This is a genomic window from Mycobacterium sp. (genome assembly GCF_035314665.1).
Lineage (GTDB): Bacteria > Actinomycetota > Actinomycetes > Mycobacteriales > Mycobacteriaceae > Mycobacterium.
In genome coordinates this window covers 1-14,560 of record NZ_DATFZD010000027.1, presented here as the reverse complement: position 1 = coordinate 14,560, position 14,560 = coordinate 1, and the positions used below count along the sequence as shown (strand labels likewise).

The window sequence follows — 14,560 nt, the reverse complement described above, 5'->3', positions numbered from 1 at the left end:
GATGGTCGACGACCCGGTCCGCGGCCGGGTGCTGCTGCTGGCCCCGGCGGTGGAGCCGGTTCTGGTTAGGTCCGGCGCGGAGTGGATGCCCAGCTTCATCGAGCTGCTACAACGCAAGCTGACCCAAATCGGCGACCCGGTCCGGCAGAAGATGATCGCCACCAGCTTGATCGGCGGCCTGACCGCCCTGTTCACCGCCTACCTGGACGGGCGGCTGGCGGCCAGCCGTGAGCAATTCATCGACTACTGCGTAGACATGCTGCTCAGCAGGGCCTCGACACACTAGCGGCCCGACACGAACTATTGTCGCCGGGTCGGAACTTGAATGTCACCGGCATACACAGATATATTGCTGAAACCGACCGACACAGATAACTGGGAGGCGTTGTGCCGGATCCGCAAGACCTGGACCTGTTGCGTGAACTCGAACCGGTTGTCGAGAAGTACATGAATCGGCATCTGAGCGTGCACAAGCCCTGGAATCCGCACGACTACATCCCATGGTCGGACGGCAAGAACTTCTATGCACTCGGGGGACAGGACTGGGAGCCCGGGCAGTCCGTGCTGTCCGACGTCGCGCAGGTCGCCATGGTGCAGAACCTGATGACCGAGGACAACCTGCCCTCCTATCACCGCGAGATCGCGATGAGCTTCGGCATGGACGGCGCGTGGGGTCAGTGGGTCAACCGCTGGACCGCCGAGGAGAACCGGCACGGGATTGCGCTACGCGACTACCTGCTGGTGACCCGCGCCGTCGATCCGATCGAGTTGGAGAAGTTGCGTATGGAGGTGGTGAATAGGGGTTTCAGCCCCGGCCAGAACCAGCAGGGCGACCTGTTGTCCGAGAACCTGTTCGACTCGATCGTGTACGTCACATTCCAGGAACTGGCCACCCGCGTCTCACACCGCAACACCGGCAAGGCCTGCAACGAGCCGATCGCCGATCAACTGCTGGCCAAGATCTCGCAGGACGAGAATCTGCACATGATCTTCTACCGCGATGTCACCGAAGCCGGCCTGGAGATCGCGCCGAACAAGGCGATGCATGCGTTGCACCGGGTGCTGCGCAACTTCAAGATGCCCGGATTCTCGGTGCCGGAGTTTCGCCGCAAAGCAGTGATGATCGCAGTCGGCGGCGTCTACGACCCGCGCATCCACCTCGATGAGGTCGTGATGCCGGTGTTGAAGAAGTGGCGCATCTTCGAGCGCGACGATTTCAGTGGCGAGGCTGCCCGGTTGCGCGACGATCTTGCTGTCCTGATCAAGGAGCTCGAGGTGGCCTGCGACAAGTTCGAGCTGTCCAAGCAGCGCCAGCTCGAGCGGGAAATCCGCACCGGTAAGAAGATCACCGCCGAGGAGCTGCATCACACCGAAGGCACGTTGACGCTGAGCCGGCGGTAACCAGCCTTGCGTATCGGTCCCATCGCGCTGGCCAGCCCGGTGGTGTTGGCTCCGATGGCGGGTGTGACGAACGTTGCATTCCGCACTCTGTGTCGCGAGCTCGAGCAGGAACGCGTCGGAACGGTCAGCGGCCTCTACGTGTGCGAGATGGTGACGGCGCGTGCCCTTGTTGAGCGGCATCCCGTCACGATGCACATGACGTCGTTCTCCGCCGACGAATCACCGCGATCGCTGCAGCTCTACACCGTCGATCCCGCGACCACCTATGCGGCGGTCAAAATGGTCGCCGACGAAGGCCTGGCCGATCACGTCGACATGAATTTCGGCTGCCCGGTGCCCAAAGTCACCCGCCGCGGCGGTGGGGCGGCGCTGCCGTTCAAGCGGCGGCTGTTCGGCCAGATCGTCGGGGCGGCCGTGCGCGCCACCGAGGGCACCGACATCCCGGTGACCGTCAAGTTCCGGATCGGCATCGACGACGCTCACCCGACCCACCTCGACGCGGGCCGGATCGCGGAGTCCGAAGGGGCGGCCGCGGTCGCCTTGCACGCCCGCACCGCGGCTCAGCGTTATTCCGGAACCGCGGATTGGGAGCAGATCGCCCAGCTCAAGCAGCATGTGCGGACGATCCCGGTGCTCGGCAACGGCGACATCTTCGAAGCCAGCGATGCGCTGACCATGATGGCCGTCACCGGGTGCGACGGCGTCGTCATCGGCCGTGGCTGCCTGGGCCGGCCATGGCTGTTCGCCGAGCTCTCGGCCGCGTTCACCGGCAGCCCGCCGCCCGCACCGCCCGATCTCGGCGAGGTCGCCAACATCATCCGCCGGCACGGCGAGCTGCTCGACGCGCATTTCGGCGAAGACAAGGGCATGCGCGACATCCGCAAGCACATCGCCTGGTACCTGCACGGCTTCCCCGCCGGATCCGAGCTGCGACGGGCTCTGGCGCTGGTCAAAACACGGGGCGAACTCGACATGCTGCTGGACAAACTCGACCCCAGCGTGCCATTCCCGACCGCGGCTACGGGGCCGCGCGGACGCCAGGGATCGCCTGCGCGGGTGGCCCTGCCGGAGGGCTGGCTAGTCGACCCCGACGACTGCACGGTGCCGGCGGGGGCCGACATCATGCATTCGGGCGGCTGAAGTCAGCGTCCGGCGACGATGCAGGCCGGAACGGCCTGAGGAGAAGCCGGACCATTGAGCTCGATCCCGAGATCGCGTTCTCATAAATTCCTCAGTACGATGTGGATCTTGTTGTGTCGCGCACCAGTGGCGAAGCCCTAAGAAGCTCGGGCTATCACCACCGCACGACCCCTACAACACGACGTGACCACACCGGTCGTGCGGATCGGCAGCGCTGCCACCGCCGGCGCTGCAATGACGTACGCGCACAACAGGTCGGGCACCTCATCCAGATTCGGAGGCCGTGTAGGACATGAGTGACGGCGACGCTGGCGCCGATGCAGCCACTCACGGCCACGACGCCGATAACGCAGGGCTTGCCGGAGCGACGACGGGAATGCGTGGCGCCGCGCCGTGGGAGCGATTCGCAGCGCCTTCGCAGGGAGGGCAACGAGTCGCCGTCGCCCATCGGTGGACCCCGCGCCCGGTATCGGCACCGCCAGCGTCGCCGCCAACCGAGCCTGCCGTCGACGACGAAGACGGCGAGCCGCGCGGATGCCATACCGATGGCGGGCTCACCGTCGCCGAGCTGATCGCCAAGATGGGCGGTGCAACGGCGGTCCGGCCAAGCCGCCATCACGCGGTTCCCGACCCCGAGCCGCCAGAACCGGAGCCGGATCAGCCCAGCGACGAGCAGGACAACGGATACGACGCCGACGTCGAGCAGACCACCGTGCTGCCGAAAACACCGCCGCGGACGCGACCGGCGCGAATCCTCGACCACCCCCCAGCCGACGAGATTCTGGAGCGGAAGCCGCGTCGCAGACGCAACGCGATGATGCTGTTCGGCCGCTTGATGGCCGCGGCGATCGCGGCGGCGGCGTTGGCGCTGACCGGCGGGGCTTGGCAGTGGAGCGCGTCAAAGAACGACCGGCTCAACACGGTCAGCGCTCTGGACCCTCAGTCACGCGACATCGTCGATCCGAATGCACAATTCGGCGACGAGGACTTCTTGATTGTCGGCATGGACTCCCGGGCCGGGGCGAACAGTGAGATGGGCGCCGGCGACACCGAGGACGCCGGCGGCGCCCGGTCGGACAGCGTCATTCTGGTCAACATTCCGGCAAACCGGAAACGGGTTGTCGCAGTGTCGTTTCCGCGCGACCTGGCGATCACGCCGATCCAATGCGAGGCCTGGAACCCCGACACCGGCGAGTACGGTCCAATCTACGATTCCGACACCAAAAAATGGGGCCCCAGAAACGTCTACACCGAGACGAAATTGAATTCGACGTTCTCGTTCGGCGGCCCGAAGTGTCTGGTCAAGGAAATCCAGAAGCTGTCCGGGCTGAGCATCAATCGCTTCATCGCGATCGACTTCGTCGGCTTCGCCAAGATGGTCGACGCGCTCGGCGGTGTCGACGTGTGCAGCACCACCCCGCTGTATGACTACGAACTCGGCACGGTGCTGGCCCACGCCGGACGTCAACGGATCGACTCGAAAACCGCGCTGAACTACGTGCGAGCCCGCAACGTCAACACCGAGAACAACGGCGACTACGGACGCATCAAACGCCAGCAGCTGTTCCTGTCGTCGCTGCTGCGCTCGCTGATCTCCCAGGACACCTTCTTTTCGCTGAACAAGCTCAACAACGTCGTCAATACCTTCATCAAGAACAGCTACGTCGACAACGTCAAGACCAAGGACCTCGTCCAGCTCGGCCAGTCGGTGCAGGGAATGAGCGCCGGGCATGTCTCGTTCGTGACCGTACCGACCGGCATCACCGACGAAAACGGCGACGAGCCGCCGCGGACCTCCGACATGCGGGCGCTTTTCGATGCCATCATCAACGACGATCCGCTGCCGGGAGAAAACGACCTGAATGCGACGTCGAGCCCGCCGACAAAGGCGCTCACCAGCAAAGCACCACAAACCAAGTCCAGTCCGTCGCCAGAGCCGCATCCCGAGCAGGTTCAGGCATTGACGACGGCACCACAGAATGTCACCGTGCAGGTGTCCAACTCGACCGCCAAGTCAGGGCTGGCCACCACCGCCAGCTCACAGCTGAAGCGCCAGGGCTTCAAGACGAAGACCCCGGACGACTACCCGGACCCGCTCAAGTCCACGACAGTGTTCTTCTCTGCCGGCAATGAACAGGCTGCCGCCACGGTCGCGGCGACTCTGAGGAACCCAAAGGTCCAGCGGGTCACCGGAATTGGCAAAGTGGTGCAGGTGGTTCTCGGGTCGGACTTCTCCTCGTTCAGCGCTCCGCCGCCCAGCGGCTCATCGGTCAGCCTGCAGGTCGAGCGCAACACCACCAGTACACCAACCAAACTTCCGGACGATCTGTCGGTGACCAACGCCGCCGACACCTCCTGTGAATAGCCGCTAACGCGATCGAAGATTTGAATGCAAACCGGCATTCACCGCGAGTTCATACCCCACTTCATGCGGGTTCATGCCGGTCCCCCGACCGAGAACGTAGGCTTGGCAATATGCGTACCGCCTACCACGAACAGCTGTCTGAGCTCTCCGAACAGCTTGGAGAAATGTGCGGGCTGGCCGGTGTCGCGATGGAACGGGCAACTCAGGCACTGTTGCAGGCAGACCTGGTACTGGCCGAGCAGGTCATCTCCGACCACGAGAAGATCGCAGAGCTGAGCACCCAGGCCGAGGAGAGCGCCTTTATACTGCTCGCCTTGCAAGCACCCGTCGCCGGCGACCTTCGGTCGATCGTGAGCGCAATCCAAATGGTCGCCGACATCGACCGGATGGGTGCGCTCGCACTGCACGTCGCCAAGATTGCCCGCCGGCGTCACCCACAGCACGCGCTACCCGAAGAGGTCAACGGGTACTTCGCCGAGATGGGCAGGGTGGCTGTGGAATTGGGTAACAGCGCGCAGGAAGTGCTGCAGTCCCGGGACCCGGAAAAGGCGGCGCGCATCCGCGAAGAAGACGACGCGATGGACGACCTGCACCGCCACCTGTTCACCGTATTGATGGACCGCGAGTGGAAGCACGGGGTCGCCTCGGCAGTCGACGTGACATTGCTGGGCCGGTTCTATGAGAGGTTCGCCGATCACGCCGTCGAGGTGGCCCGCCGGGTCATTTTCCAGGCGACCGGCCAGTTTCCCGACGACGACGCCGTCTCACACTCGCACTAGCCGAAGCGGCCGGAGATGTAGTCTTCGGTGGCCTTCTGGGTCGGGTTGGAGAAGATCTTTTCGGTGCCGTCGATCTCGACCAACCGGCCCGGCTTTCCAACAGCCTCCAGGTTGAAGAACGCAGTGTGGTCGCTGACCCGCGCCGCCTGCTGCATGTTATGGGTGACGATGACGATGGTGTACTCCTGCTTCAGCTCGGCGATCAGATCCTCGATCGCCATCGTCGAAATCGGGTCCAACGCCGAGCACGGCTCGTCCATCAGCAGCACATCGGGTTGCACGGCGATGGCGCGCGCGATGCAGAGCCGCTGCTGCTGACCGCCGGACAAACCAGCACCCGGCCTGTCCAACCGGTCCTTGACCTCGTCCCACAAGTTGGCGCCGCGCAGGGCGTGTTCGGCGGTGTCGTCCAACAGTTTTCGGCTGCGCACGCCCTGCAGCTTCAACCCGGCCACCACGTTGTCGCGAATTGACATGGTGGGGAACGGATTCGGTCGCTGGAAGACCATTCCGATCGCACGACGCACACCTACCGGATCGATTCCCGAGCCGTAGATGTCGTCGCCGTCGAGCAGCACGCTGCCCTGCATGCGGGCACCCGGGACGACTTCGTGCATCCGGTTCAGGATCCGCAGCACGGTCGTCTTGCCGCAGCCCGACGGGCCGATGAACGCCGTCACGCTGCGGGGCAGAACCGATAGCGAAACGTCAGCGACGGCCAGAAACGAGCCGTAATAGATGTTGACTTCCTTGAGGTCTAACCGCTTAGCCACTGTAACTCCTGCCTAGCGTTCCGGCCGCGAAGACTTTCACAGCCACTCTGGCGCCCACATTAATAACTGCGATCAGCAAAATCAGCGTGAGGGCAGCGCCCCACAGCCGATCGGTCGGAATCGGGTTGGCACCCGCACCGGCCGACGTCTGGTCGTACATCATGCCGGGCAGCGAGCCCATGAAGCCGGCGAACATGTCGAAGTTCATCGCCTGCGCATAACCCACCAAGATCAGCAATGGGGCGGTCTCCCCCATTACCCTGGCCAGTGCCAACATGACGCCGGTGATGATGCCGGACAACCCGGCTGGAAGCACGATTCTGGCGATCGTCCTCCACTTCGGCACGCCCAGCGCAAAACTGGCCTCGCGCAGGTCGTCCGGCACGATCCGGAGCATCTCCTCGGTCGCGCGCACGATCACCGGAAGCATCAGCAGCACCAACGCCAGCGACACCGCGAAACCGGACCGGGGGAAGCCCAGCGTGGCGATGCACAGTGCATAGATGAACAGCGCCGCCACGATCGACGGAACCCCGGTGAGGATGTCGACCATGAACGTGGTCAGCTTGGCCAGCGGGGTGTCGCCGCCGTATTCGACCAGATAGATGGCGACGAAAATGCCGATCGGTACGGAGATGATCGCGCATACCACGCCCTGCAGGACCGTGCCGACGATGGCGTGGTAGGCGCCGCCTCCGGGTAGAAACGCGGTCATTTCGGCTTGGGAATGCGTCCACCACACGCTTGATCTGACGGCGCTCAAGCCTTTGGCCACAACCGAATAGAGCACCCACACCAGCGGTAGCAGGGCCACCACCACCGACAGCATCACCAGCACGGTGGCGATCGCATTGGCCAGCCGTCGGCGCAGGCTGACGACGGTGAACGTCCGCGCCTTGAGTGGGCGGTCCAGAATCGAGGTCACTGGGTGTCCTTGCCCGCGACCGCGGCGCGAGCCAGCGCATTGACCACGAAGGTGAGCAGGAAAAGCACCAGCCCTGCAGCGATATAGGCGCCGGCTTTGTAGTGGTCGTTGAATTCCGCTGCGGTAGCGGCGATCTTGGTCGCGAAGGTGTAACCGCCGTCGAACAAAGACCAGCCGAACGCCACCTGGGTGCCGCGCAGGATGATCAGAAGTGCGACGGTCTCGCCCAGCGCACGGCCCAGACCCAACATGGCGCCGCTGATGTAGCCGGAGCGTCCGAACGGCAACACCGCGGTCTTGACCACCTCCCAGCGGGTGGCTCCGAGCGCCAGCGCGGCCTCGATGTGGCCGTGCGGCGTTTTGATGAACACCTCGCGGGTGACCGCGGTGATGATCGGCAGGATCATCACCGCCAGGACCACCCCGGCGGTGAAGATGGTGCCGCCACCGGAAACCGAGACGTTGCCCGTCGCGAACAAAAACAGCCAGCCCAGGTGTTCATTGAGCCAGGTCGCGGTCGGTCGCAACCGAGGTGCCAACACATACAGGCCCCAGACCCCGTAGATGATCGACGGGACCGCGGCCAGCAGGTCGACCATATAGGCCAGCGGCCCGGCCACCCGGCGCGGTGAGTATTGGGTAAGGAATATCGCGATGCCCAGGGCAACCGGCATCGCCAGGATCAGAGCGAACAATGCCACGAACACCGTCACCTGCAGCATGTCGAAGATGCCGAAATGCATCGCCGAGGTATTGGTGGTGACCCAGTTGCCGCCGTAGGTGAAGAAATTCTCTTGGTCGCGCGCCAGGGCCGGGATCGCACGGATGAGCAGAAACACTCCGATTGCGGCGATCAAAACAACGATCAGGACACCGGAGCCCTCGGACAGGCCGCGAAACAGCCGGTCACCAAGACCAGGTTTCCGGCTGCCCCAGCGCAGGGCGGGCGCCGCCGGCGACCGCAGGGAAGGCGCATCGACGACCTCACCCGAACCGGCATCGGCTGGATCTGGTGTCGTCACGGCGTTCCCATCAATCAACGGCTCTGAGCCAGAAGTCAATCAGTTTGCTCATTGGATTGCGTTAATCGCGGCGATCAAGCGCTGTTTGAACTTATCCGGCAACGGAACATAACCCTCGGCCGAGAGACCACTTTGCGCGTTGTTCGCGGCCACGGTGAAGAGCGACTTGATCGCGTCGGTGGTGGCGGGGTCGTAGCCCTTGGAGCAGACGATTTCGTAGGTGGCGAGCACCAGCGGGTAAGCACCGGGCGCTTTGGTGCTGTACAGCGATTTCAGGTTCAGTTTCAAGTCGTTGCCCACGCCTGCGAAGGTCGCGTTGTCGATGGCCTTGCGAGCGGCGTCGTCGGTGAGCTGCACCGCGCCGCCGCCGTCGTTGATCCGCGCGTACGGCACACCGCTTTGATCGGCGAAACCCTTTTCGACGTAACCGATGGCGCCGAACGTCGACTGCACGGCCTGGATGACGCCGGCGGACTTCTGCGCGCCCTCACCCACGCCCCCCAGGAACTCGCTGCCGGTGCCCCTGGTCCAACTATTCGGTGCGGCCGCGACCAGATACTTCTGAAAGTTATCGGTGGTACCCGAGGAGTCCGACCGGTAGATCGGCGAAATCCTGGTGTCGGGCAGCCCCACTCCGGGATTGAGTTTGGCGATCGCCGGATCGTTCCAATTGGTGATCCAGCCGCTGAAGATCTTGGCCAGCACATCAGCACTGACAGCCAGCTGCTTGACACCGTCCAGATGGTAGGCAATCGCAACCGGCTCGAACACCATCGGCAGATTCCAGGCGGGGTTTCCCTCGCAGCGCTTCGCGGCCGGATCGACCTGGTCGTGACTCAGCGGTGAATCTGAGCCGGCGAAATCCACATGCGCGGCGATGAACTGGTCACGTCCGGCACCCGACCCGGTCGGGTTATACGCCAACTGCTTACCGGGACACAGCGTAGCCCAGTCCATGTTGAACTGCGCGACCGCGTTTTGCTGTGCCGTCGAGCCCTCAGCGGTCAGGGCGCTCTTACCGCCGCAGTACACCGGTCCGGTCGGTGCCGACATCCCGTGAAGGTTTTTATCGCTACCGCAGCCGGTCAACATAAGGCCCGCGATCATTGCCGTCGACACCGCGGCCACCAGGGCCCTGCTCCCCGGGTCGAGCTTCACTGATCTCACTTTCTCAAGGATTGTGGCCGCGACTTACTGTCCCGGCCGCAGTTGCCGAGCTACCCGGAAAGTATGCGTTGGGCGTGGACGGCGACCACCTGCCGCGTGAACGCGGAGTGAACAGCTCAGCCGTCGCTGGTCGGGCCTGGTGTGGCCGCCGCATAGGCGGTGTCGACGCTGTGCTGGGTGAATCCCAGCCGCCGGTAGGTACGCAGCGCGGCGGTGTTGTCCGACTCGACGTAGAGCATCACCGTGGGCTCGGCGGCGTCGGCCAGTCGGCGCGCCAGGAATGCGACCCCTACGGACGTCAGCAGGCCACCCAGGCCGCTGCCCTGCGCCGAGGGATCGACGCCGACGACATAGACCTCGCCCAGGCCGGGCTCGTCGGAATGCACTTTCGTCCAATGAAAGCCGAGCAAGGTGTTCGTCTTCTCGTCGACGGCCAGGAACAGCCCCTGCGGGTCGAACCACGGTTCGGCGCGTCGCTCGGCCTGATCAGTCGCGGTCCAGCCGCCCTGTTCGGGGTGCGCGGCGAATGCGGCGTTGTTGACCCGCAGCAGTTCGGCGTCGTCGGCGGCCCCGGCATAGGTCCGGATGCGCACCCCCTCGGGCACGGCTGGCGCGGTAACGCCGTGCAGCGAGCGGCGCATCTGAATGAGTTCGCGAACCGGCACCAGACCCAACGCCGATGCCGTCGCCCGGGCCGACTCCAGCGTTCCGTGCGCCCAAAAACGGTTCCGCCCAGCGGTTTTGGATAGTGCAGCATGAATCATCGCAGCGCCGATACCGCGCCGCCGGGCCTGCGGATGCACCACCAACTCCGCCATGGCGAACCCGTCTTCCTGCCCCGGAGAAAGATTCAGGTAGCCAATGACCCGCGCGTCTCGGTCATCGCCGCCGCTTGGATCGGGACCGGTGGCCAGCAGATGCTCGGTGCGTTGATGTGCCAACTCCCGCAGAACTTGCTCGCCAACGGGTGCCACGTCATCGAATTGTGCTGCGGTGCTGACGAGTTCACGTATCTGCTGCTGCTCCTGCGCCGCCAGCACCGCCCGCCACTCGGGTGACGTCACTGGCTGCGGAGCGGATCGACCAGCGGCTCTTGGCGACCATCTACTTCCGGTTCGATGTCGGCGGCGGGCTCGCCGGTCGGTAGCCGGCCGCGGGTGGGGCGGACCGCTTTGTAACCCACGTTGCGGACCGTGCCGATCAGCGATTCGTACTCCGCCCCGAGCTTGGCCCGCAACCGGCGCACGTGCACGTCGACAGTGCGGGTGCCGCCGAAGAAGTCGTACCCCCACACCTCGTGCAACAGCTGCGCCCGGGTGAATACCCGGCCGGCATGCTGCGCCAGGTACTTCAGCAGTTCGAATTCCTTATAGGTGAGGTCCAGCGGACGTCCGCGCAGCCGGGCGGTGTAAGTACTCTCGTCGATCACCAGTTCGCCAAGAGTGATTTTGCCCAGGCTCTCCTGGTCCTGCAGGCTGCCCCGCCGTCCGATGAGCAGTCGCAGCCGGGCATCGATCTCGGCGGGCCCGGTGCTGGGCAGCAGGATCTCGTCCAAACCCCAGTCCGCGTTGACGGCCACCAGGCCGCCCTCGTTGACCACCACCACCGTCGGAATTGAGCGGCCCGTCGAACCCAGCAACCGGCATAGTCCTCTGGCTGCAGGCAGGTCGAGCCGCGCGTCGATGATCAGAACGTCCGCACTACCCGCTTCCAGCAGGGAAGACACGTCGGGAGGCACTGTGCGCACGGTGTGGGCGAGCAGCGACAACGACGGCAGGACCACGTCCGGGTGCGGCTCCGCGGTTAGTAACAATAGGTCCAACAAGCCCCTCCAGCGTCGTGGGAAAGGCGTCTCCCACATCCATTGGCGAGATGTGCAAGATGTGAAGTTATCGGCCAGGTTGTTTAACGATAGCGTGAAGGCTGGTGTTCAGCGCGCGGACCGCGCAGACCGCAACGGTCCCCGGAGACCATTCCAGAGCTTCAACGGCGACGCGGTACGCCACAATATGCGGATGCGTAAAGTGCTGGTCGGTGCGACGGCGGTGCTGCTGGCGGTCGTGATCGTGCTTGTCGGAGCCGCGGCTGTCGATTTCGGCGCCGGCATCTACGCGGAGTATCGGCTGGCCCGCACGGTTCGCGAGACGGCACACCTGGATTTCGACCCATTCGTGGCGATTATCGGCTTTCCGGTAGTCCTCCAGGCGATGCGGGGTCGGTACGGCGACGTGGAGATCAAGGCCGCCGGAGTGGACCGTCCGGTGATCGGCAAGGCCACGCTTGAGGCCACCATGCACTCGGTCGACCTGACCGACGCGTCGTGGCTGATCCGACCGGATGCCAAGCTTGGGGTCGGCAAGCTGGAGAGCCGGATCATCATCGACTCGCTTCACCTTGGCCGCTACATCGGTATGCGCGATCTGATGGTCGAGGCGCCGCCGCAGGAGACCAACAACGCGAGCGGCGGCACTACCGAATCGGGGATCTCCGGCAGCCACGGTCTGGTGTTCACCGGCACCCCGAAATCGGCCCACTTCGACAAACTGGTCAGCGTCTCCGTCGACCTCTCGATGGCCGGCGACGACAAGACCACGCTGGTGTTCACCCCAACCGGGGTGCTGACCGGCCCGAATACCGCCAACCAAAAGGTCCCCGACGACAAGCGCGACGCGGTGCTGGCCGCGTTCGCCGGCCAGCTGCCCGACCAAAGACTTCCGTTCGGGGTGGCACCGACGAGCCAGGGCGCCCGCGGCTCCGAGGTCATCATCGAGGGCATCACCACGGGATTAACCATCACTCTCGACGGGTTTAACCAGGCATGATTTGCGCCGGCGACGATGCAGGGCGCAGCGATGGGGAGGAGTGGCGCTGGTGATTTCAGCGATCGTGGCGCTGGTGGCTGCGCTGGCAGTGGCGACCGTCGTCGGGTGGCTGCTGAACCGGCGTGCCGGTCAGGTCCGGGCGACCGATCGCACAACGGCAGGCGAAGTGGACACCAGCGACTTGGGCCTGTCGGCTGACGGGCCAACCGTCGTGCATTTCAGCGCGTCGTGGTGTGCGCCGTGCACGCAGGTGCGCCGGGTGGTCAACCAGGTCTGTGATGGCCTTGGCGACGTGGCGCACGTGGAAATCGACATGGACGCCAATCCAGCCGCCGCGCGACGCCTTTCGGTTTTGTCGCTGCCCACGACATTTATCTTCGATGCCGGGGGGCGACAGCGATACCGTGCGGCGGGTGTTCCGAAAGGCGATGACCTGCGGTCGGCGCTGGCTCCGCTGTTGGCTTGATGGTGTGGCCATTGGGTAAGCTGTCCGACGTGTCCGCCCGCCTTGAGCTCATGCTCACCAAGCGCCGCGCAGTCGACCTGTGCCGCGTCGCGGGTTGCCGCTGTTGTTGTAGTTGCTGAGTAGCCGCGTTTTCTCGCGCCGCGCTCGGAGCAGCTAGGAACGAACACCCTGGCGCGCGTCCCCCATACCCCTGCACAAGCAGCTAGGAGCAGCATGATGTCGAGCACCAAGAGCACCGACCAAGTCGATGTTCGCGGGCCAAGATTCGTCGCCTGGATCACCGCCGGCGTGCTGGTGATCACCCTCATCGTCTCCGGGGTCAGCCCGCTGGCCGCCGCGGTCATCCTGGGCCTGCAAGCCGTCGTCTTCGCTATCGGCGCGGTCGGCGGCCCGCGTCGTCATCCCTATGGACTGGTGTTCGCCAATCTCGTGGCCCCACGGCTGGGACCGGTCCGCGAGCGGGAGCCGGTGCCGCCGCTGAAGTTCGCCCAACTGGTCGGCTTGATCTTCGCCGTCATCGGCGCGGCCGGATTCGCCGCCGGCGCGCCCCTGGTCGGCCTCGTCGCCACCGGCGCAGCCCTGATGGCAGCTTTTCTCAACGCGGCTTTCGGCATCTGCCTGGGCTGCCAGCTCTACCCACTCGTCGTGCATCTGAAGCCCGCCTCCAGGACTTCTGAGCCCGCGTAACTCCCGAAAGGATTTCCCATATGGCACGCTCCGACGTCCTGGTCTCCGCCGACTGGGCCCAGAGCAATCTCGATGCCGACCACGTCGTCTTCGTCGAGGTCGACGAGGACACCAGCGCCTACGACGGTGGCCACATCGCCGGGGCCGTGAAGCTGGACTGGCGTGACGATCTGCAGGACCCGGTAAAGCGTGACTTCGTCGACGCCCAGCAGTTCTCCAAGCTGCTGAGCGATCGCGGTATCGCCAACGACGACACCGTGATCCTCTACGGCGGCAACAACAACTGGTTCGCCGCCTACGCGTACTGGTACTTCAAGCTCTACGGCCACGACGACGTCAAGCTGCTCGACGGTGGTCGCAAGAAGTGGGAGCTCGACGGGCGGGAGTTGTCGAAGGACACGGTGACGCGACCCGCCACGTCATACACCGCGAAGGCGCCCGACAACACCATCCGGGCGTTCCGCGACGAGGTGCTCGACGCGATCAGCGTGAAAAACCTGGTCGACGTGCGCTCCCCCGACGAGTTCTCCGGCAAGATCCTGGCGCCGGCCCATCTGCCGCAGGAACAAAGCCAGCGGCCCGGCCACATCCCCGGTGCGATCAACGTGCCGTGGAGTAAGGCCGCCAACGAAGACGGGACCTTCAAGTCCGACGACGACCTGGCCAAGCTGTACGCCGGCGCCGGTTTGGACGGTTCGAAGGAGACCATCGCGTACTGCCGGATCGGCGAGCGGTCGTCGCACACCTGGTTCGTGCTGCAAGAACTCCTCGGGCATCGGAATGTCAAGAACTACGACGGCAGTTGGACGGAATACGGCTCCCTGGTGGGCGCCCCGATCGAGTTGGGAAGCTGATATGTGCTCTGCACCGAAGCAAGGACAGACGTTGCCGGCCAGCGTCGACCTGGAAAAGGAGACGGTGATCACCGGTCGGGTCGTCGACCGAGACGGCCAGGCCGTTGGCGGCGCGTTCGTGCGCCTGCTGGACTCCTCCAACGAGTTCACCGCCGAGGT

16 protein-coding genes and 1 pseudogene are annotated in these 14,560 nt (G+C 64.7%); 11 read left to right on the top strand and 6 right to left on the bottom strand.

From position 1 onward, the window contains the following. From VKI00_RS01990 to phoU, 5 genes and pseudogenes are all read left to right on the top strand, one after another. Positions 1–286, top strand: a pseudogene (locus tag VKI00_RS01990) (TetR/AcrR family transcriptional regulator); the annotation flags it as partial. 101 nt (positions 287–387) lie between these two features. Beyond that, positions 388–1,401: an acyl-ACP desaturase gene (locus tag VKI00_RS01985; RefSeq protein WP_324434902.1), complete on the top strand. Its 1,014-nt coding sequence runs from the start codon at positions 388–390 to the stop codon at positions 1,399–1,401. 6 nt (positions 1,402–1,407) lie between these two features. Beyond that, a complete protein-coding gene (gene dusB, locus VKI00_RS01980; RefSeq protein ID WP_324434900.1) occupies positions 1,408–2,541 on the top strand; it encodes a tRNA dihydrouridine synthase DusB in 1,134 nt (377 codons plus the stop codon). A 376-nt stretch (positions 2,542–2,917) separates the two neighbouring features. Next, complete coding sequence (locus VKI00_RS01975) at positions 2,918–4,906, top strand: LCP family protein (RefSeq protein WP_324434908.1); 1,989 nt, start codon at positions 2,918–2,920, stop codon at positions 4,904–4,906. Between the two features lie 110 nt (positions 4,907–5,016). Then, positions 5,017–5,685 (top strand): phosphate signaling complex protein PhoU, encoded by a 669-nt coding sequence (gene phoU, locus VKI00_RS01970; RefSeq protein WP_324434898.1) that lies wholly within the window; start codon positions 5,017–5,019, stop codon positions 5,683–5,685. On the opposite strand, the gene pstB is transcribed toward phoU, so the two are convergent. The 6 genes from pstB to VKI00_RS01940 all read right to left on the bottom strand — a co-directional run bounded on the left by pstB (position 5,682) and on the right by VKI00_RS01940 (position 11,397). Beyond that, entirely contained in the window at positions 5,682–6,458 is a 777-nt protein-coding gene (pstB, locus tag VKI00_RS01965) for a phosphate ABC transporter ATP-binding protein PstB (protein ID WP_324434896.1), read from the bottom strand. The two genes, phoU and pstB, sit on opposite strands and share 4 nt — an antisense overlap. Next, positions 6,451–7,383, bottom strand: coding sequence for a phosphate ABC transporter permease PstA (gene pstA / locus VKI00_RS01960; RefSeq protein ID WP_324434895.1), 933 nt, complete (start codon positions 7,381–7,383; stop codon positions 6,451–6,453). Before pstA ends, pstB begins: the two co-directional genes overlap by 8 nt. Beyond that, positions 7,380–8,405 (bottom strand): phosphate ABC transporter permease subunit PstC, encoded by a 1,026-nt coding sequence (gene pstC, locus VKI00_RS01955; protein WP_324434893.1) that lies wholly within the window; start codon positions 8,403–8,405, stop codon positions 7,380–7,382. Before pstC ends, pstA begins: the two co-directional genes overlap by 4 nt. A gap of 48 nt (positions 8,406–8,453) precedes the next feature. Then, positions 8,454–9,512: a phosphate ABC transporter substrate-binding protein PstS gene (pstS, locus tag VKI00_RS01950; protein ID WP_324434906.1), complete on the bottom strand. Its 1,059-nt coding sequence runs from the start codon at positions 9,510–9,512 to the stop codon at positions 8,454–8,456. Between the two features lie 176 nt (positions 9,513–9,688). Beyond that, the gene (gene mshD, locus VKI00_RS01945; protein WP_324434891.1) at positions 9,689–10,636 is read right to left on the bottom strand and encodes a mycothiol synthase; all 948 of its coding nucleotides are present in this window, start codon (positions 10,634–10,636) and stop codon (positions 9,689–9,691) included. Beyond that, the gene (locus VKI00_RS01940) at positions 10,633–11,397 is read right to left on the bottom strand and encodes a response regulator transcription factor (RefSeq protein ID WP_324434889.1); all 765 of its coding nucleotides are present in this window, start codon (positions 11,395–11,397) and stop codon (positions 10,633–10,635) included. The genes mshD and VKI00_RS01940 overlap by 4 nt, the downstream gene beginning before the upstream one ends. 184 nt (positions 11,398–11,581) lie before the next feature. On the opposite strand from VKI00_RS01940, the gene lmeA reads away from it, so the two are divergent. The 6 genes from lmeA to VKI00_RS01915 all read left to right on the top strand — a co-directional run. Further along, positions 11,582–12,394, top strand: a complete 813-nt coding sequence (gene lmeA, locus VKI00_RS01935) for a mannan chain length control protein LmeA (protein WP_324434888.1) — start codon at positions 11,582–11,584, stop codon at positions 12,392–12,394. A 40-nt stretch (positions 12,395–12,434) separates the two neighbouring features. Beyond that, on the top strand, positions 12,435–12,860 hold the full coding sequence (locus VKI00_RS01930; protein ID WP_324434886.1) for a thioredoxin family protein: 426 nt from the start codon (positions 12,435–12,437) through the stop codon (positions 12,858–12,860). Continuing rightward, a complete protein-coding gene (locus tag VKI00_RS33660; protein ID WP_414687098.1) occupies positions 12,860–12,979 on the top strand; it encodes an Ms5788A family Cys-rich leader peptide in 120 nt (39 codons plus the stop codon). Before VKI00_RS01930 ends, VKI00_RS33660 begins: the two co-directional genes overlap by 1 nt. A 94-nt stretch (positions 12,980–13,073) precedes the next feature. Beyond that, the gene (locus tag VKI00_RS01925; protein ID WP_324434884.1) at positions 13,074–13,547 is read left to right on the top strand and encodes a DUF4395 domain-containing protein; all 474 of its coding nucleotides are present in this window, start codon (positions 13,074–13,076) and stop codon (positions 13,545–13,547) included. Between the two features lie 20 nt (positions 13,548–13,567). Further along, entirely contained in the window at positions 13,568–14,401 is an 834-nt protein-coding gene (locus tag VKI00_RS01920; RefSeq protein ID WP_324434882.1) for a sulfurtransferase, read from the top strand. A 1-nt stretch (position 14,402) separates the two neighbouring features. Further along, on the top strand, positions 14,403–14,560 hold a 158-nt coding region (locus tag VKI00_RS01915; RefSeq protein WP_324434904.1), incomplete at its 3' end, for a DUF1416 domain-containing protein.